Annotated in this window: 19 protein-coding genes; 3 read left to right on the plus strand and 16 right to left on the minus strand. The window is 62.8% G+C overall.

Annotated elements, in window-relative coordinates; genetic code table 11:
* Positions 1-38 precede the first annotated feature (38 nt).
* The 4 genes from ACN9MY_RS27340 to ACN9MY_RS27355 form a co-directional block, all read right to left on the minus strand.
* Positions 39-587 (minus strand): chemotaxis protein CheW, encoded by a 549-nt coding sequence (locus ACN9MY_RS27340; protein ID WP_426164803.1) that lies wholly within the window; start codon positions 585-587, stop codon positions 39-41.
* 3 nt (positions 588-590) lie between these two features.
* The gene (locus ACN9MY_RS27345) at positions 591-956 is read right to left on the minus strand and encodes a response regulator transcription factor (protein WP_055929369.1); all 366 of its coding nucleotides are present in this window, start codon (positions 954-956) and stop codon (positions 591-593) included.
* A gap of 25 nt (positions 957-981) precedes the next feature.
* Positions 982-1,380 carry a response regulator gene (locus ACN9MY_RS27350; protein ID WP_426164806.1) on the minus strand — a complete coding sequence of 133 codons (399 nt, stop codon included), beginning with the start codon at positions 1,378-1,380 and terminating at the stop codon, positions 982-984.
* A 149-nt stretch (positions 1,381-1,529) separates the two neighbouring features.
* Positions 1,530-1,682, minus strand: a complete 153-nt coding sequence (locus ACN9MY_RS27355; RefSeq protein ID WP_028104578.1) for a rubredoxin — start codon at positions 1,680-1,682, stop codon at positions 1,530-1,532.
* A 96-nt stretch (positions 1,683-1,778) separates the two neighbouring features.
* Here ACN9MY_RS27355 and thiD point away from each other — a divergent pair, with 96 nt between their 5' ends.
* Both thiD and hemL read left to right on the plus strand, forming a co-directional pair.
* The gene (gene thiD / locus ACN9MY_RS27360) at positions 1,779-2,588 is read left to right on the plus strand and encodes a bifunctional hydroxymethylpyrimidine kinase/phosphomethylpyrimidine kinase (RefSeq protein ID WP_426164808.1); all 810 of its coding nucleotides are present in this window, start codon (positions 1,779-1,781) and stop codon (positions 2,586-2,588) included.
* Positions 2,585-3,868 (plus strand): glutamate-1-semialdehyde 2,1-aminomutase, encoded by a 1,284-nt coding sequence (gene hemL, locus ACN9MY_RS27365; protein ID WP_426164810.1) that lies wholly within the window; start codon positions 2,585-2,587, stop codon positions 3,866-3,868. Before thiD ends, hemL begins: the two co-directional genes overlap by 4 nt.
* 96 nt (positions 3,869-3,964) lie before the next feature.
* On the opposite strand, the gene ACN9MY_RS27370 is transcribed toward hemL, so the two are convergent.
* Positions 3,965-5,083, minus strand: a complete 1,119-nt coding sequence (locus ACN9MY_RS27370) for an ATP-binding protein (RefSeq protein ID WP_426319248.1) — start codon at positions 5,081-5,083, stop codon at positions 3,965-3,967.
* A gap of 324 nt (positions 5,084-5,407) precedes the next feature.
* On the opposite strand from ACN9MY_RS27370, the gene ACN9MY_RS27375 reads away from it, so the two are divergent.
* Positions 5,408-6,205 carry a hypothetical protein gene (locus ACN9MY_RS27375; RefSeq protein ID WP_426164814.1) on the plus strand — a complete coding sequence of 266 codons (798 nt, stop codon included), beginning with the start codon at positions 5,408-5,410 and terminating at the stop codon, positions 6,203-6,205.
* 15 nt (positions 6,206-6,220) lie between these two features.
* Here ACN9MY_RS27375 and ACN9MY_RS27380 read toward each other — a convergent pair whose 3' ends face one another.
* From ACN9MY_RS27380 to mpl, 11 genes are all read right to left on the minus strand, one after another.
* On the minus strand, positions 6,221-7,093 hold the full coding sequence (locus tag ACN9MY_RS27380) for a hypothetical protein (RefSeq protein ID WP_426319249.1): 873 nt from the start codon (positions 7,091-7,093) through the stop codon (positions 6,221-6,223).
* Between the two features lie 4 nt (positions 7,094-7,097).
* Positions 7,098-7,790 carry a hypothetical protein gene (locus tag ACN9MY_RS27385; RefSeq protein WP_426164818.1) on the minus strand — a complete coding sequence of 231 codons (693 nt, stop codon included), beginning with the start codon at positions 7,788-7,790 and terminating at the stop codon, positions 7,098-7,100.
* Positions 7,791-7,888: 98 nt separating this feature from the next.
* A complete protein-coding gene (gene corA, locus ACN9MY_RS27390; protein WP_426164820.1) occupies positions 7,889-8,854 on the minus strand; it encodes a magnesium/cobalt transporter CorA in 966 nt (321 codons plus the stop codon).
* 102 nt (positions 8,855-8,956) lie between these two features.
* Positions 8,957-9,334: a DUF4124 domain-containing protein gene (locus tag ACN9MY_RS27395; protein ID WP_426164822.1), complete on the minus strand. Its 378-nt coding sequence runs from the start codon at positions 9,332-9,334 to the stop codon at positions 8,957-8,959.
* Positions 9,331-10,023: a monofunctional biosynthetic peptidoglycan transglycosylase gene (mtgA, locus tag ACN9MY_RS27400; RefSeq protein ID WP_426164824.1), complete on the minus strand. Its 693-nt coding sequence runs from the start codon at positions 10,021-10,023 to the stop codon at positions 9,331-9,333. Before mtgA ends, ACN9MY_RS27395 begins: the two co-directional genes overlap by 4 nt.
* The gene (gene aroE / locus ACN9MY_RS27405; protein ID WP_426319250.1) at positions 10,020-10,841 is read right to left on the minus strand and encodes a shikimate dehydrogenase; all 822 of its coding nucleotides are present in this window, start codon (positions 10,839-10,841) and stop codon (positions 10,020-10,022) included. Before aroE ends, mtgA begins: the two co-directional genes overlap by 4 nt.
* Entirely contained in the window at positions 10,841-11,722 is an 882-nt protein-coding gene (locus ACN9MY_RS27410) for an energy transducer TonB (RefSeq protein WP_426164828.1), read from the minus strand. Before ACN9MY_RS27410 ends, aroE begins: the two co-directional genes overlap by 1 nt.
* Positions 11,723-11,767: 45 nt before the next feature.
* Positions 11,768-13,801: an RNB domain-containing ribonuclease gene (locus ACN9MY_RS27415; protein WP_426319251.1), complete on the minus strand. Its 2,034-nt coding sequence runs from the start codon at positions 13,799-13,801 to the stop codon at positions 11,768-11,770.
* The gene (locus tag ACN9MY_RS27420; protein WP_426319252.1) at positions 13,798-14,382 is read right to left on the minus strand and encodes a chorismate--pyruvate lyase family protein; all 585 of its coding nucleotides are present in this window, start codon (positions 14,380-14,382) and stop codon (positions 13,798-13,800) included. Before ACN9MY_RS27420 ends, ACN9MY_RS27415 begins: the two co-directional genes overlap by 4 nt.
* Positions 14,379-14,960 carry a YqiA/YcfP family alpha/beta fold hydrolase gene (locus ACN9MY_RS27425; protein WP_426164834.1) on the minus strand — a complete coding sequence of 194 codons (582 nt, stop codon included), beginning with the start codon at positions 14,958-14,960 and terminating at the stop codon, positions 14,379-14,381. Before ACN9MY_RS27425 ends, ACN9MY_RS27420 begins: the two co-directional genes overlap by 4 nt.
* Positions 14,960-16,327, minus strand: coding sequence for a UDP-N-acetylmuramate:L-alanyl-gamma-D-glutamyl-meso-diaminopimelate ligase (mpl, locus tag ACN9MY_RS27430; RefSeq protein ID WP_426336405.1), 1,368 nt, complete (start codon positions 16,325-16,327; stop codon positions 14,960-14,962). The genes ACN9MY_RS27425 and mpl overlap by 1 nt, the downstream gene beginning before the upstream one ends.
* Positions 16,328-16,554: the final 227 nt, after the last annotated feature.

The raw sequence follows: 16,554 nt of genomic DNA on the forward strand, positions 1-16,554 counted from the left end.
CTTTCAATATGTTGCGCCTGCCCGATGGCAGCGCGAGATTACAGGCCGATTTGCAGGAACCGCGCATCGTGCACCAGTTCGCCCAGGTCCAGCCTGGTCCACTGCTGCCCTTCACGGTCTTGGAATTGCTGGCCACCCCAGGCAGCTTGCCCACTGTCCGCCGGTGCTTGTTCCACCATTTCGTCCAGGTTGCGCAAGCCAAGCACGCGCCCGGCCAGGATTGCTACATTAAAGTTGAGGTGGGTGGCAAACGTCACTAGGCGGCTGTCCGGGCCTGCCTGCGTGCCAGCCTCGCCCATATAGCGCGCCAGGTCGACCACACCGACCAGGTTGCCGCGGATATTGGACAGGCCGCGATACCAGTCCTGCGACAGCGGTACCGCCGTCACAGCCTGGAACGGCACGATTTCGCCGACCTGGGTCAGGTCCAGCAGGCAGCGGCGGCCGCCCAGCAGCACGCCCAGTTCGCGGCCGGCATTGCCCGTGCCGGCCTTGGCGGCCTGCATGCGCTCCAGCAGCGTCACTTGGTACTGCCGCAGGCGGCTGCGGCGTTCAGCGCCGGTCGGCGCCTGCTGTTCGGTCGTCATCGCTTAACCGAGTGCGGCAATCTTGGCCAGCAGCTCGGCCGCGTCGACCGGCTTGACCAGGTAGTCCTTGGCGCCCTGGCGGATGCCCCAGATACGGTCGGTTTCCTGGTTCTTGGACGAGCAGATGATGATCGGCACGTCCTGCAGCTCAGGATCCTTGGCGATGGCGCGCGTGACCTGGAAGCCGTTCTGGCCAGGCATCACCACGTCCATCAGGATCAGTTGCGGCTTGTCGGCCTTGATCTTGGCCATGGCTTCTTCGCCGTTTTCAGCGGTGGACACGGTGAAACCGCTGCGCACCAGGATGTCGGTCAGGTAATAACGCTCGGTAGGCGAGTCGTCTACGATCAGGATTCGTTGAATGGCCATGCTTTACTCTCTGTATTACGGTGTTTTACGCACTGGCGGCGGCGGTGTGCTCTCGCACCGCAGCCAGCAGGCTATCTTTGGTGAAGGGTTTGGTCAGGTAGGCAGCCGAACCGACCATGGCGCCGCGTGCGCGGTCGAACAGGCCATCCTTGGATGAGAGCATCAGCACTGGGGTCGTATGAAACTTGGCGCTCTTTTTGATCAGGGCGCAGGTTTGATAACCATCCAGCCGCGGCATCAGGATGTCGCAGAAAATCAGCGCAGGCTGCTGGTCATTGATCTTGGCCAGCGCATCAAAGCCATCCTCGGCCAGGATTACCTGGTATCCCGCCTGGGTCAGGAAAATTTCTGCGGACCGGCGAATAGTCGAGCTATCGTCGATCACCATGATTTTCAGTCCGGTTCCTTGCGGTTTTGTCGTCATTTCTAAAGTATTTCCCTATAGTCTCGCTACGATAGCACAGGGGACAGCCCTATGGCAGGATCTGCTGCTTAAAAGAAACACTTATTTATTTGAAAACTTGGAAACATTCCTTATTTGATAAGAAACTAAGTTTTCAACTACATAACGGTTTAGATGGCGACCATCTCGAAATCATCCTTGCGCGCGCCGCATTCCGGGCAAGTCCAGTTCATCGGCACATCGGCCCAGCGGGTGCCCGGCGCAATACCTTCTTCCGGCAAGCCTGCGGCTTCGTCATAAATCCAGCCACAGATCAGGCACATCCAGCTCTGGAATTCCTGGCTTGTATCATTGCTGCTCACGTTGAGTCACCTTCTAATAAAGTAAAATGCTGAATTAGGTATCTTAATCTAACCGCCGTGCAAAACCAAACATCTCCCTTGATCCTGACATTTGGCGTGGCCGATCCGGTCGGAGCGGTGGGCGTGCATGCCGACCTGGCTGTTTTCCATGCCCTCGGCTGCCGCGGCCTGTCCGCCACCACCGCCCTGCTGGTGGGCGACAGCGCGCGCGTCGAAGACCAGCAGCATGTCGATCCCGACTGGGTGGCCGACCAGGCCCGCATGGTGCTGGAAGACGTGCCGGTGCAAGCCTTCAAGGTGGGCGCGCTGGACCACCTGGAACATGTCTCCACCCTGGCCGAAATCGTTTCCGACTATCCCGACGCGCCGCTGGTGCTCGACCCCTTCGGCAGCCAGTTGCCGCCGCCGGGCGACGAAGACGATCCCGAAGAGCTGCTGACCGTGTTGCGCCAGCTGCTGGTGCCGCAGGGCACGCTGCTGATGCTGTCGGAAGTCGAACTGGCGCGCATGGCCGAAACCTGGCGCGACCTGGGCAACGGCGAAACCATGGCCGACGACGCCGAACACCTGATCGACCTCGGCTGCGAATACGTGCTGGTCACCGGCACCAACGCCGGCGGCGGGCAGCGCGCCAATACCCTGTACAGCGCCGAAGGCGTGCTGCGCCACGACAAATGGCAGCACCTGCCGGGCCCCTTCGTGGGCGCCGGCGGCACCCTGTCGGCCGCCATCGCCGCCTGGCTGGCGCACGGCCTGGCCGTGCCGGAAGCCGTGGAGCGCGCCGAACAATACACCTACCAGACCTTGCTCCATGCCCAGCGCTATGGCATGGGGCGCTTTGTCCCCAATCGATTCTTCAAGCCATGACTACTTCGAAAAACGACATCCTGTTCGAACGCGCCCAGAAATCCACCCCGGGCGGCGTCAATTCGCCGGTGCGCGCCTTCCGTTCCGTGGGCGGCACGCCGCGCTTCATCACCCGCGCCGAAGGCCCCTACTTCTGGGATGCGGACGGCAAGCGCTACATCGACTACATCGGCTCCTGGGGCCCGGCCATCGTCGGCCACGCCCATCCGGAAGTGGTGAAGGCGGTGCAGGATGCCGCCACGCGCGGGCTGTCCTTCGGCGCCCCCACCGAAGCTGAAATCGAGATGGCGGAAGAAATCTGCCGCCTGCTGCCGTCGATCGAACAGGTGCGCCTGGTCTCCTCCGGCACCGAAGCGACCATGAGCGCCCTGCGCCTGGCGCGCGGCGCCACCGGCCGCGACAAGATCGTCAAGTTCGAAGGCTGCTACCACGGCCACGCCGACTCCCTGCTGGTGAAAGCCGGCAGCGGCCTGCTCACCTTCGGCAACCCGACCTCGGCCGGCGTGCCGGAAGACTTCGTCAAGCACACCCTGGTGCTCGACTACAACAACGTGGACGCCATCCGCGCCGCGTTCGACGAGTACGGCAATGAGATCGCCTGCGTCATCGTGGAACCGGTGGCCGGCAACATGAACCTGATCAAGGGCACCCCGGAATTCCTGGGCGCGCTGCGCGAACTGTGCACCGAGCACGGCGCCATCCTGATCTTCGACGAAGTGATGTGCGGCTTCCGCGTCGGCCTCGGCGGCGCGCAGGAACTGTATGGCATCAAGCCCGACCTGACCGCGCTGGGCAAGGTGATTGGCGGCGGCCTTCCGGTGGCAGCCTTTGGCGGCTCGAAAGAACTGATGTCGAAGATGTCGCCGGTGGGCGCGGTGTACCAGGCCGGCACCCTGTCGGGCAACCCGGTTGCCGTGGCGGCCGGCATGACCACTTTGAAACTGATCCAGCAGCCCGGCTTCTACCAGGGCTTGGCCCGCAGCGCGCGCCGCCTGGCCGACGGCCTGAGCGCCGCCGCGAAAGAAGCCGGCGTCACCTTCTGCGCCGATGCCGAAGGCGGCATGTTCGGCCTCTACTTCAGCGCCACGCCGCCCAACAACTACGCCGAAATGATGGCCGGCGACCGCGAGAAGTTCAACGTGTTCTTCCACAAGATGCTGGACGAAGGCGTCTACTTCGCCCCGGCCGCCTTCGAAGCCGGCTTCGTCAGTGCCCAGCACGACGACGCCGTGATCGACGCCACCATCGCCGCCGCGAAAAAAGTCTTCGCTACGCTTTAAAAAGTCGGGGTCAAAAAGTCGGGGTCAGGTCTGGCAATCCGCCACATTTTTCGCTTTGCGAAAAATGTGGCGGATTGCCAGACCTGACCCCGACTTTTAATTCACTACTGGGGCGCAGTTGAAAGGCCGCGCGTCCATCGGGATGTCGATCCGGAAGGTGGTGCCCAGCGCCGCCGAACTGGTGACGATGATGCTGCCGCCGTGGCTCTCGGCCACGCGGCGCGCATAGGGCAGCCCTACTCCCCAGCCATCCTTGGAGCATTTGCCCCCGCGCGCGCGGCGATAGACCTGGAAGATCGATTCCAGCTCTTCGGCAGGAATCGGCTCGCCGTCGTTGTGCACGGACAGTTGCACGCGCTCGCCATGGAAGGCGACCCGGACCAGGACCGGCGTACCCGGCGTGCGATACTTGATGGCATTGCCCAGCAGGTTCTCCAGCGCGCGCTGCAGCGAGGCGCGGCACCATTGCCCCACTGCCGACTCGAATTCCACCTGCACCTGCACTGCGCTGCGCTCCATGGTTTGCTGCGCAACCTCGTAGGCCAGCAAGGCAAGGTCGAACTCCTCCAGGTGCAGCGGCAAGCGTTGCCCGCCTTCGAACACCATGCAGTCCAGCAGGTCGCGCGTCATTGCTTCGATGCGCTGCGCGTTCACCGCGATGCGCTCGGCCAACCTGCGGATGTCGTCACTCGGCGCCTTGCTTTCGATAACTTGCGCCGCCACGCTGACGGTCGACAGTGGTGTGCGCAGGTCATGCGTCAGCGCGGCAATGAACTGCTCGCGCAGCGCTGACTGGATCAGGGCGAAGGCCGTCACGCTTTCGCGGATGGCGCTGTCGATCGAGGTGGCAATCGCTTCGCGCTGATCATGGGTCAGCACCACGCTGTGCAGGTGCAGCATCTTGAACAGCACTTGCCGGAACAGCTGGTATTCGCGGATCAGGGTGGTGGTGTCGTAGCCGCTCAGGCGCGCGCGCTCGCCGCCATGCTCCTGCGCGATCACCGCCACGTCGACGCCGCTGGCCTGGTAATACTCGTGCGTCAGCAGGCGTGCCAGGTGCTCGTAAAAAGTCGGCAGGGTATTCAGCAAGATCGGGTCGGGCAGCTCGCCGGCCTTGCACAAGGTCTCCCGCGCTACCTCGCGCCAGGCGTCGATCACCTGGTCGCGCAGCGCCAGCATCGCTTGCGATGCTGGCGACAAATCGACCTCAGCCATTCAGCCTCCGGGGTAAATGTGGATTGTGAAACGAAAGAATGTGACGAAGATACTTTCGTGTCAATATGTGGCCCGAATGCTGTATATGATTGACAAGTACAAGTACTGGAGCATGCAATGGTTCGCAGCTGGAGCAGGAACAACTGGTTTTCACTGTTATTCGCAGGCGCCCTGGGCGGTCATTTCGTCCTTTACCGGACACAGGGCAACCCCTTGGGTCATCCGGAGTGGCCGCTGCTACTGGACCTTTTGGTTACATTCCCTGTTGCATATTTGCTGATTTGCCGGCCCGCCTGGAAGGATTGGCTCAGGAAATGTGCCGCCATGTTGTTGCTGGGGCTGGCGTTCGGCAGTTTCGCCATCCCCGATGCATCCAAGCTGGCATGGCGCGAGATTGACCGCTTGCGCATGGCACTGCCTGGGCTGCTCGCCATGGCGGAAATAGCCCTCGCAGCCTGGCTGCTGCTGGGAATTCGTCGCGCCCTGCAGGCCGACGCCAATCCAGACCGCGTCCTGGCGCGTGCTATCCGGCGCCGCTTTGGCAAAGGCACCACGGGCCGCCTGATGGAGTTCGAAGCACGCATCTGGTATTACGCCCTGTTCATGCGCACGGCGCCCGTATTTGAAGGCGAACAGCATTTTTCGACGGCCCGTGCAGGCGGCAACGCGAGCAACCAGCTTGCGTGGATCTGGCTGATGGCATTCGACATCCCCGTCGCGCATTTGCTGCTGCACTTCCTATGGTCTCCGGCTGCCGCCTGGGTCGCTACGGCGTTGACTGCCTGGGGCCTGCTCTATTTGCTGGCCGACTATCGCGCCACCCTGGCGCGGCCAGTGTCGCTTGGCGCTGCCGATTTGCACCTGCGCTGCGGCGCGCTGGCCGCCGATGCCGTCGTCCCGTATGCCGCGATCGTCTCAGTCGCGCGCGTGCCGCATCCGGAGCGGCGCCTGCCTGGCAAGCGCTATTTCCGCCACCAGGGTGCGATGAATGTGGAAATCACGCTGCGGCCCGGTACCGCGCTGCCAACACTCTTGGGCGGCGACCGGGCTGCCACCCACATCGTGCTTGGCGTGGACGACCCTGCAAAATTCGTCGAGGCGCTGGGCGCGCGGCTGCACTGAGCCGGGTCCGCTGCGCTACAGCGCTGGCGGCCCGGCCGGCCCAGCGCACTCGGGCGCTGACGCGCGCACGCGCTTGAGCGGAATCGACATCAGCCAGCCACGCAAGTTCCTGACCAGCGCACGGCCGCAATGCTCGCTGACCGGTACAGCGCGTTCGACTGCCTCATTCTTCCCTTCCAGGTAGCGGAAGGTGCGCTCGGCGCCGGCGTTCGGTGCGACAGGCACGAACGCATGCGCCCGCGCAATCTCGACTGATGCACGGAACAGTCCAGCGCTGACCTCCCGCAGCCGCTGGCCGCCGTCGCGTTGCCAGAATACAGCCTCGTTCTCCACTTCAACGGCTCGCGACACGACCCGCACCGTGTTGGTGTAGACCGGCTGCTCGCTTCCCGCCTGAAACACCGACACGGTATTGTCGACGATCAGCGCGCTCTGGTCCTGCGTCATGTAAAACACCGGTGAGCTGGCAATGAGCAGTCCTGACTGCGGCCGCTCATTGCTGCCGAGCCAGGATGCGCCCGTCGCCGCAGGAAAAGCACGCTCAGCCAGCTCGGCATGGCTGAAGGTATTCAGGGTCTTCCTGAAAGGCACCAGGATCCGGTCCGCCTCAGCTTCGATCTCGCTGCGCTGCTCTTTCATCTGGCCCTTGACCACCGCCGCGTGCGTCGCCAGGGCCATGATAAAACCGGCCAGGCCGGGCGTCGGATACAGCATGGTGCCCGGCGCCTGGCCGGCCTTGTCAAAATTGACCTGGCCGTGGAAGGCGACTTTTTCCTCGGCCGGCAAACTGAGCGACCAGTGGGCATCGGCCTGCGCGGATTCGGCCGCCTTCGCCGCCGGCAGGCAAGCCAGCAGTACGGCCAGGGCAATGTAACGATGGCGGGTCATTGTCTTAGTTGGCCAGCGGCTGGAGGATGGCCTGGCGGGCCGCTTCGATCGCCTGGAAATAGGCATTGCTCAAGCCAGGGAAGGCCGGCGCTTCGTCCCAGTTGCCCTGCGCGCTCTTTTGCTGCAGCAGCGGCACATACCACTCGTAGGAACCGTCCCTGAAGTCGACCATGTAGAACATGCCGCGGACGACTCCTTTGGGTTCGCCAGCGGGAATGTACGAGGAGTATGCGCGCGTGATGCCTACTTCCGCCAACTCCACCACCAGCAGCTTGTCCAGCTGGTACTGCGATTGGAGCGAGGAGTAATCCCTGGGCGCCGCGTTGCGCACTGTGCTGCCGGCCTTGGGCAATTGGCCCACCACAATCGGCTCGTCGATCACGACAGGCACCTGGCCCTTCAGTTTCAACACTGCGGCGATGTCATCCTTCAGGCCGGCCAGGTCATCCGTCGGCAAGGTCCGCGCGTGGGCCGTCAGCTTGGCGTTTGCCAGCGCGGCGGCAGCATGGCACAGCGGCCATTCGGCACCTGGGAAACTGGTGTCAGCCTTGGGCAATTTGCTCATCGCGACGCCGATGCGCAGTCCCGGCTCGGCAAATGGCCTGTAAGCCATCGAGACCGGAGCTTGAGGCGGGGTGGCGCAACCTGCCAGCCAGCCTGCGGCAACGGCAAGCAGCAGCCCAAATCCGAATCTCATCTCAGCCCTTTCGTATCGTTGGAATTTCGCGCAACCGGGAGTCGCGGCGAAATTCTACCTTTCAAACAGGGCTTAGCAAATAAATATGTTGCTTTACATCAACGCAGCCAGCCGCGGCGGCGGAAATACATCAATGGCGCGGCAGCACTGACAATCATCAGGCCCCAGGCCCAAGGGTAGCCCAGGTGCCATTTCAGTTCGGGCATGAAGTCGAAATTCATGCCGTACACCGAGGCGATCAGGGTCGGCGGCAGGAAGGCCACCGAAGCCACCGAGAAGATCTTGATGATCTTATTCTGGTTAATGTTGATGAAGCCGACGGTGGCATCCATCAGGAAGTTGATCTTGTCGAACAGGAAGGAAGTGTGGCCATCCAGCGATTCGATGTCGCGCAGGATCTGGCGTGCTTCCTCGAACTGGTCGGAATTGAGCAGGCGGCCGCGCATCAGGAACGAGACCGCGCGGCGCGTGTCCATCATGTTGCGGCGGATGCGGCCATTCAAGTCTTCCTCGTGCGCGATGGCGCTCAGGGCGTCGGCCGCGTCCTTGTCGGTGAATTCTTCCTGCAGCACGCGGCCCGAGACTTCTTCCAGGTTCTGGTAGATGCCTTCCAGCGCATCTGCCGAATACTCGGCGTCGGTGGCGTACAGGTCCAGCAGCACGTCCATGTAGTCGGCGATCGAACCGGGACGCGAACGGGCGCGCATGCGCACCAGGCGGAATACCGGCAGGTCGTCGGTGTGTACCGAGAACAGCATTTTCTTGGCCAGGATGAACGCCACCGTGACCACGCGCGACGGGCCCTCGTCTTCTTCCAGCAGGAAGTCGGTCCGCAGGTGGAGGTCGCCGTTTTCCGCTTCGTAGTAGCGGGCGGAGGCTTCGATGTCCTTGACTTCGTCTTCGCCTGGCAGGATGACGCCGTAGATGGACTTGACCCAGGCGCGTTCGTCTTCTGTCGGATCAGTCAGGTCGACCCAGACCGGCGCCACTTGTTCAAGGTCTTCGCGCGTCTCAATTGGCACCTGGTTGAGCCGGCCATTTTGTAAAACGAAAACATTGATCATAGGCAATCTCAGCCGGACAGGGGATGTAGAGCGCGGGTTCTAAAAAACTTCGCAAGTGTACCCGCAAAGGGGGGCGGGTTGCCACCCCGCCGAGGCATATTTTTAGCGCGTTGCCCGCTCAATGGCGCGGTCTGTGGCATTCGGCATCGCTTCCGGCGGCGGCTTGGGCGGCTCCTTCGGCGGCTCGATGCCGCGCGAGTCGTGGATCTCGATGACTTTGCCTTTTTCACCACATTCGGTATTGGAAATCACGGTCTTGCCGTTGATGACGCACTTGCGCATCGGTGCCGGCGGCGGCGTCACCGATGCCACCGCTGGCGCCGCCACTTCGGCCGCCTTGGCGCCGACCTTGTTCAGTCCTTCTGCAAACAGGTTGCGCTCCTGCCGCATCGAGATCAGTGCAAATGCCGCCACTGCGCCCAGCACGCCCATAATGACCGCCACCGCGACCAGGCTGATGCCCGCTTGATGTTTTTTCATGGAAGATCCGCCGAATTCATTCGTTGCATGATGATGCCGGTACGCCGCGCCAGATAGGCCGATTCGCGGTGCGCATCATAGTATTTAGGACGCGGCAGCATGACTGCCAGCCGCGCCGCCTGTTCCGGCCCCAGCTTCGACGCCGGAATCCGGTAATAGTGGCGCGCCGCCGCTTCCGCACCGTAGATGCCGCGCCCGAACTCCGCCACGTTCAGATAGATCTCGAAGATGCGGCGCTTATCCATCAGCATCTCGAGCATATAAGTGATGATCAGCTCCTGCCCTTTGCGCAGATAGCTGCGCGAGCCGGACAGGAACAGGTTCTTGGCCAGTTGCTGCGTGATCGTCGAGCCGCCGTGGATCTTGGCGCCCTTCTTCTTTTCCTGGTTGTGCTCGTAGGCTTTCTGCATCGCCTCCCAATCCACGCCTTCATGCTCGGCGAAGTTGGCATCCTCCGAAGCGATCACCGCGCGTTTCAGGTTCGCGGAAATGGCCTGGTAGCCTACCCATTGCTGCTGCACGCGCGCTTTCGGGTCCTTCTCCTGCATGGCGGCCTGCTGCTCACGCATGAAGGCCGTCATGGTCGGGTTATGGTCGACCCACCACCAGATCTGCACCAGGAAATACAGCTGCACCGCGAGGAAAATCGCGATCGGGACGATGATGAACCACTTCAGCTTCCTGATCATAGCCTGGCGCGCAACTGCTGTAGCACTTCGGCAGTCCGAGGGCGCACGCCACGCCAGACCTGGAAGGCTTCGGCGGCCTGTTCGACCAGCATGCCCAGGCCGTCGCGCGCGACGGCGCCGTGGCTGGCGGCGAATTGCATGAAGACGGTCGGCCTGGCGCCGTACATCATGTCCAGCGCCAGCGCACCCGGCGCAAAGACCGTGGCCGGCACGGGCGGAAGATCGGCGCTCAGGCTGGCGGAGGTGGCGTTGATGATGATGTCGAATGCGCCCAGGACGTCGGCAAAGCCGCAGGCCGACAACACGCCCGGCCCGGCCAGCGCGCCGAATTGTTCGACCAGGGCCTCGGCCGTGGCAACGGTGCGGTTGGCGATCACCAGCGCAGCGGGACGATGTTCCAGGATGGGCAGCACGACGCCGCGCGCAGCGCCTCCTGCGCCAAGCAGGAGCACGCGCTTGCCGGCAATCGCGACGCCGGCGTTCTGCACGATGTCGGCCACCAGGCCGGCGCCGTCGGTGTTGTCGCCCGTGATGCTGCCATCAGCGCCGAACACCAGGGTATTTACCGCGCCCGCAGCCTGGGCGCGCACGGTCAGCGAAGTGGCCAGCCTGTGCGCTTCCAGCTTGAAGGGCACGGTGACGTTGGCGCCCTTGCCGCCAGCGGCGATAAAGGCCCGGACTGCGGCGCCGAAGCCATCCAGCGGCGCCAGCCATTTCTCGTAACTCAGTTGCTGGCCAGTCTGCGCCGCATAGGCCGCGTGGATTTCAGGCGACTTGCTGTGGGCAATCGGGTTGCCAAAGACGCAGTACTTGTCCATCACTGGTTGCTTCCGTAGGAAACCTCGACCTTCTCTTCACGCGTAAAGACGAACTTCTGCACGATCACCCACAGGTCGTCGCGGTCCTTGGAGCGCATATTCGGCGGGAATTTGCCGAATGGCGCGGAGCGGCGCACGATGCTGATCGCAGCCTTGTCCAGATCCGGATTGCCGGAGCTGCGCTCGATCACGGTGCCGCCTTCCTTTTCATAGACGCTGCCGTCCTGGAAGATAGGAATGCTCAGCACCACCACGCCGTACAGCTTGCGCCCATCCTTCTGCGGGAAATTGAGCGTGCCGATATCCTCCACGCGGCGGCGGAAGGCGTTGTAATACATGGCGTAGCCGACGCCCTGCGTGCTCGGCGACAGGAAAGTCTTTTTCGGCCGCTTGTTCTGGTCGTCGATGGTTTGCGTGATTTCCGCTTCCATGCGGGCGATGGCCTTGCTGCTTTCAATCAGCTCGGCGCCAGTGCGGCTAGGGTCGGTCTGGTTCTTTTCGGCCACCGGCGGGGCGGACAAAGGACTCTTCCTGACTTGGCTCAGCAGGTTTTTCTGGCGCTCCTCCAGCTCCTGCATATAGCGCTGGGAGGCCTTGATGCTGTCGCCGGTTTCCATGCGGCGCATGTCGGGCAGCGGGGATTTGGCACGGCCGGCATCGGCATTGCCGCCGCCATCCAGGTCGGCCTGCGCCAGTGCATCGGCCTTCAGCGGCTTGGATGCATGCTTGGCATTGACCAGGATGACTTCAAGGCCGGGGTCGGTTGGCTCGACCTTGAAATCTTTGGGGGCGACGAAATGCACCATCAGCGCCACGGCGTGGAAACCCACCGATACTGCGGAGGCGATGACAAGGAACTGGTTTTCTTTGAAATACTTCACGCGCTGGAATCAAAAATGATGCTTTAGAGAATCTTGAATTCTACTTCACTGTGGGCCAGGTTCGGTAACAACCGTCTCGCTGGCGAGCGAAGCTTCCTCTGCGTCGGCCTCGGTCGGCTGCGCCGGGTCGGCTGGCGCCTCTTCCTCGTCCAGTTCCGCCTCGGGCTCGGAAGGCAGGATAATCGAGCCTTCCTGCAGGCGCGTCTCGATGGCCAGGTCGACTTCGTCCCAGCGCAGCACGTCCAGCTTCACGTGTGACCCGCGTGCAACAGACGGCATGCCGGGCATGCGCACGATCAGCGGGATGTCGGCCAGGCGCAGTACTTCATCCTTCAGCACCACGGCTTCCACTTCCTTCGCATTTTCCTGGCCCAGCCATCTCAGGCACCAGTAACGCTCCATATTCGACTGGAAGTCGGCATAGGCCGCGTAGGCCGCATCGAAGGCCGACACGATGGCGAACAGGTTGGCGTCCTTGTGCTTGAACGGCGCCACCATCGGCGCGGTCACGCCGTGCGAAGCGCAGGCCAGGATCTGCCATTGGTTGACCAGGTCGGTATACCGGCGCAGCGGCGAAGTCGACCACGCGTACTGGTCCACGCCCAGGCCCTGGTGCGGGGCCGCCTGCGTCATCATGCGCACCTGCATCTTGGCGGCCCAGCCGCCCACGCCCTGTCCCTGGGTACGGTAAATGCCCGGCACGCCATGGTCGTGCATCAGCTTGCCCCAGGTGGAGTTGGCAAAGATCATCAGCTCGGCCACGATCTTGTCCAGCGGCGCGCCGCGCTTGCGGCGGGAAATGGTGACGACATCGTCTTCCACATAGAAGTTGAAGTCGACGCGGTTGTTCTGTTCCGGCTTCAGGCCGAACGCTTCGCGCTTGACCATGCGGCCTGCTTCCAGGTGCTGTGCCCAGCCCCACAGCAAGGCCAGCTCGGCCTTGCGCGGGTAGTCGCCCGCGCCGCTGGCCAGGGTTTCCTCGTTGACCAGTTCGTCCAGCGTGTTGTGGCGCAGGTTGTTGGCGATCGGAACCAGTTCAGCTATCGTCTCGGTCGAGATCACGGACCAGTCGGCCGGGTCGAGCACGGCATACAGGGACAGGGCCGGGCAAGTCTTGCCCTCGGCCAGGGTGAAAGCGTCGACGATGCTGTCCGGCAGCATGGTGATCTTATCGCCCGGCATATAGACCGTGGACATGCGGCTGCGCGCGATCTTGTCGATGGCGTCGTCCGGCTTGATGCCCAGGCCCGGGGCGGCGATGTGGATGCCCACGCGCACCTTGCCGTCCGGCTGGTGCACCACGGAGAAAGCGTCGTCGATCTCGGTGGTGGTCACGTCGTCGATGGAGAACGCTTCCACCGCCGCCAGCGGCAGCTTGGCCGGAGCGGAAGGCACCGGCAGTTCGGGGAAGCCATGGCCTTTCGGGAAATTCTCGAACAGGAACTTGGCCATATGCAGCTCTTTCGGCGACTTGATGCCGCCGGCCGACAGCATCAGGCGCGCCGGCGTGGTGTGGGCCTCGTTGGCGGCCTGCTCCAGCGCCTTGTATTCGATGGTGTTCTTGTCCGGCTTGAACAGCAGCTGGTTGACGATGTTCTGCATCGATGCCGGCAGGGTGCCAGCCTTCAGCTCCTCGGCGTACTGGCCCTGGATGATGGCTTGCTGTTTCTTTTTCTCGATGCCGGCCAGGGCGGCCTTCAGGGTCTGCTCGGGCGCTTTCTTATAGCGGCCGCGGCCCTTCTTGTGGAAATAGATCGGTGCCGAGTGCAGGCTCAGGATCAGGCCGGCCGCTTCGGCCGCTTGCGGAGCGTGGCCGAAGTATTCGGCGCCCAGTTCGGCAAAACCGAACTCCTCTTCGCCCGCCACCTCCCACAGGAAGTCCAGGTCGACGTCGGCGGCAATGGCCTTGGCCTGCTCCATCAGCTCGGCCGGCGACGGCTTGTCAAACTGCAGCATGACATCCTTGGTCTTGACCTTGTTGCGCTTGCCGCTGGCCATTTCAACCTGGTAGGCTTCGCCCGCCTGCGACAGCACGCTGCCTACTTTGAAATCGCCGGATTCTTCAAAAAATACATTCATTTCACATTATTCCGTTCAAGCTTGAGCACCGGCGGCAGGAATACCTCGGTCACAAGCAAAGTTCCTTCATGGCGCTGGTACAGGCAGCGCCGTGCATACAGTAAAGCTTCATCCGGCACCTCGGCGCCGTGCGCCGACAAGGCACTGCGGGCACGCCGGGCCAGCGGATGCGTCGCGCGCAGCCGCGCAAATTCCAGTTCGCCACGCCGCACCTGCGGGTCGCCAAACAGTGTACTGCCGAGCGAACGTTCGCCCAGGGCGCTGAACAGCGGCCAGTCCGAGGCATCGGCCGACATCGGCACCACGGTATGGGCGAAGACGACAGGCGTATTATCACACCGCAGCAAGACCTCCCGCTCCCAGACGCGGCCTGGGCGGTGGTAGCCGATGATGTTGGCTTCATCTGCCAGGCAGATTGCCGTGTCCTGGTGCAGCAACTGCACGCGGAAGGCGCTGCTGTGCGCTTTCAGCTTATTGGTCAGCGAGCCGCCGCCGGTCAGCCAGTGGCGGTAGGGGTGCGGGGCGTTTGTCGCGAGCACGTGACCGTGCCAGTTGGCCTGGCGCAGCGATTGACCTTTCATCGAGCCTCGCCCGTGATGCCGCAAAACTCGAGGACCTCGTCGAGGTAGCCGGCGTACTCGCTGATGGCGTGGTCGCTGCCCTGCACTACCTTCTGCTTCGCGCCGGCATAGTGCGCCACCATGTCGCGGTAGTCCAATACTTCGTCACCGGTGCAGGCAACCAGGAAGTAGCGTTCCGGCTGCGTAATCTTCGGCACGGCCAGCGCGCGCAGCTCCTCTATATATTCACGCTTGAATTCGAACGGCTCGTCCGAATGATAGGCGGTCGTGACGCCAACGTGCTTTTCGAGGTCAAGCGCCGCAACCACTGCGGGATTCAGCAGGACGGCGCGGCAGCCAAGCTTTTCCGCCATCCAGGTGGCGTAGTAGCCGCCCAGCGAGGAACCGACAATCGTGAGTTCTTCGGCCGGCACGCCTGCCACCAGGCCAAAGGCCAGTTCCATTGCCCGCCTGGGGCTGGCCGGCAGCTGCGGGCAGATGAATTCCGCGCTGCGGCCAAGCTGCGCCATCCGCTCCCCGGTCAGCCGCGCCTTCATCGACTGCGGCGAAGAACGGAAGCCATGCAGGTACAAAATCATTACTTCAGCGCCTCCAGCAATTTCTGGTGGACGCCGCCGAAGCCGCCGTTGCTCATCACAATAATATGGTCGCCCGGCCTGGCCTGCGCGACAATAGCTTTCACCATACCGTCCAGGTCCTCGTAGGCCGAGGCGATTTCGCCCATTGGCGAGAGGGCTTCAGCCAGTTTCCAGCCCAGGGCTTGCTCGCTGCCAAAGCCGAATACCAGGTCGGCCTCTTTCAGGCTGCCGGGCAGCGCGTCCTTCATGGTGCCCAGCTTCATGGTGTTGGAGCGCGGCTCCAGCACGGCCAGGATGCGGCCATTGCTGCCGATCTTCTGGCGCAGGCCGCCGACGGTGGTTTCGATGGCGGTTGGATGGTGGGCGAAGTCGTCGTACACGGTCACGCCGTTAACGGTGCCGCGCACTTCCATGCGGCGTTTCACGCTCTGGAAGCTTTCCAGCGCCTGGGCCGCGATCTCGATCGGCACGCCCACGTGGCGGGCTGCGGCAATCGCGGCCAGCGCGTTGGAGCGGTTATGTTTACCGGTCAGCTGCCAGTTCACAGTGGCGGCCTTGGCGCCCTTGAAGATGACGTCGAAGCTGCCGTCGGCATGTTCAGCCATGGACCAGTCGGCGCCCTCTGCGCTGCCGAAGGTTTCCTTCTCGCTCCAGCAACCGCGTTTCAGCACGCGCTGCAGGCTCGCTTCGTCGGCATTGGCGATCACGCGGCCGATGCCCGGCACGGTGCGCACCAGGTGGTGGAACTGGGTTTCGATGGCGCCGATGTCCGGGAAGATGTCGGCGTGGTCGTATTCCAGGTTGTTCAGGATGGCCGTCTTCGAGTGGTAGTGCACGAACTTGCTGCGCTTGTCGAAGAAGGCGGTGTCGTATTCGTCTGCTTCGATGACGAAGAATTCGGAGTCGGCGCCGGGGCCGGTCAGGCGGGCCGAGATGCCGAAGTTCTGCGGGATGCCGCCGATCAGGAAGCCGGGCGCGTAGCCGGCATGTTCCAGGATCCAGGCCAGCATCGCCGAGGTGGTGGTCTTGCCGTGGGTGCCCGCGACCGACAGGACCCATTTGTCCTTCAGGATGTGGTCACCGATCCATTGCGGGCCGGAGATCATCGGCAGGTTGCGGTTCATGATCTCTTCGATCAGCGGATTGCCGCGCGAGACGACATTGCCGATGACATAAAGGTCGGGATTCAGTTCCACCTGCTCGGGGCCGAAACCCTGGATCAGTTCTATGCCCTGCGCTTCCAACTGCGTGCTCATCGGGGGATAGACATTGGCGTCGCAACCCGTTACGCGGTGGCCGGCTTCCTTTGCCAGGACGGCAAGCCCGCCCATGAAGGTGCCGCAGATGCCTAGGATGTGGATGTGCATGGTGCAGATAGAAAAGAATCAAGAGCCGGATTTTACCTGATTAAAACCGATAAACCGGTGTCTGACCCGCAGGGTCAGACACCCAACGGTCTCCTGGTCGGCGGTTTTGGTTGTGCGATGTTGATCTTCTCAAAAGTCAAGGGCACAGAACCAACCCACGGCTTCGAGACCGTTCGGGGTCTGACTCTGCGTCGGATGGCCGCCCCGTCAGACCCCGAATTACCGGT

This window comes from Pseudoduganella sp. R-31 (genome assembly GCF_049913235.1).
Classification (GTDB): domain Bacteria; phylum Pseudomonadota; class Gammaproteobacteria; order Burkholderiales; family Burkholderiaceae_D; genus Rugamonas.

Bases quoted from the DNA above. Each gene is read 5' to 3' on its own strand.
- ACN9MY_RS27340 (WP_426164803.1), bottom strand. From the start codon at position 587: ATGACGACCGAACAGCAGGCGCCGACCGGCGCTGAACGCCGCAGCCGC.
- ACN9MY_RS27345 (WP_055929369.1), bottom strand. From the start codon at position 956: ATGGCCATTCAACGAATCCTGATCGTAGACGACTCGCCTACCGAGCGT.
- ACN9MY_RS27350 (WP_426164806.1), bottom strand. From the start codon at position 1,380: ATGACGACAAAACCGCAAGGAACCGGACTGAAAATCATGGTGATCGAC.
- ACN9MY_RS27355 (WP_028104578.1), bottom strand. From the start codon at position 1,682: ATGTGCCTGATCTGTGGCTGGATTTATGACGAAGCCGCAGGCTTGCCG.
- hemL (WP_426164810.1), top strand. From the start codon at position 2,585: ATGACTACTTCGAAAAACGACATCCTGTTCGAACGCGCCCAGAAATCC.
- ACN9MY_RS27370 (WP_426319248.1), bottom strand. From the start codon at position 5,083: ATGGCTGAGGTCGATTTGTCGCCAGCATCGCAAGCGATGCTGGCGCTG.
- ACN9MY_RS27375 (WP_426164814.1), top strand. From the start codon at position 5,408: ATGTTGTTGCTGGGGCTGGCGTTCGGCAGTTTCGCCATCCCCGATGCA.
- ACN9MY_RS27380 (WP_426319249.1), bottom strand. From the start codon at position 7,093: ATGACCCGCCATCGTTACATTGCCCTGGCCGTACTGCTGGCTTGCCTG.
- ACN9MY_RS27385 (WP_426164818.1), bottom strand. From the start codon at position 7,790: ATGAGATTCGGATTTGGGCTGCTGCTTGCCGTTGCCGCAGGCTGGCTG.
- corA (WP_426164820.1), bottom strand. From the start codon at position 8,854: ATGATCAATGTTTTCGTTTTACAAAATGGCCGGCTCAACCAGGTGCCA.
- ACN9MY_RS27395 (WP_426164822.1), bottom strand. From the start codon at position 9,334: ATGAAAAAACATCAAGCGGGCATCAGCCTGGTCGCGGTGGCGGTCATT.
- mtgA (WP_426164824.1), bottom strand. From the start codon at position 10,023: ATGATCAGGAAGCTGAAGTGGTTCATCATCGTCCCGATCGCGATTTTC.
- aroE (WP_426319250.1), bottom strand. From the start codon at position 10,841: ATGGACAAGTACTGCGTCTTTGGCAACCCGATTGCCCACAGCAAGTCG.
- ACN9MY_RS27415 (WP_426319251.1), bottom strand. From the start codon at position 13,801: ATGAATGTATTTTTTGAAGAATCCGGCGATTTCAAAGTAGGCAGCGTG.
- ACN9MY_RS27420 (WP_426319252.1), bottom strand. From the start codon at position 14,382: ATGAAAGGTCAATCGCTGCGCCAGGCCAACTGGCACGGTCACGTGCTC.
- ACN9MY_RS27425 (WP_426164834.1), bottom strand. From the start codon at position 14,960: ATGATTTTGTACCTGCATGGCTTCCGTTCTTCGCCGCAGTCGATGAAG.
- mpl (WP_426336405.1), bottom strand. From the start codon at position 16,327: ATGCACATCCACATCCTAGGCATCTGCGGCACCTTCATGGGCGGGCTT.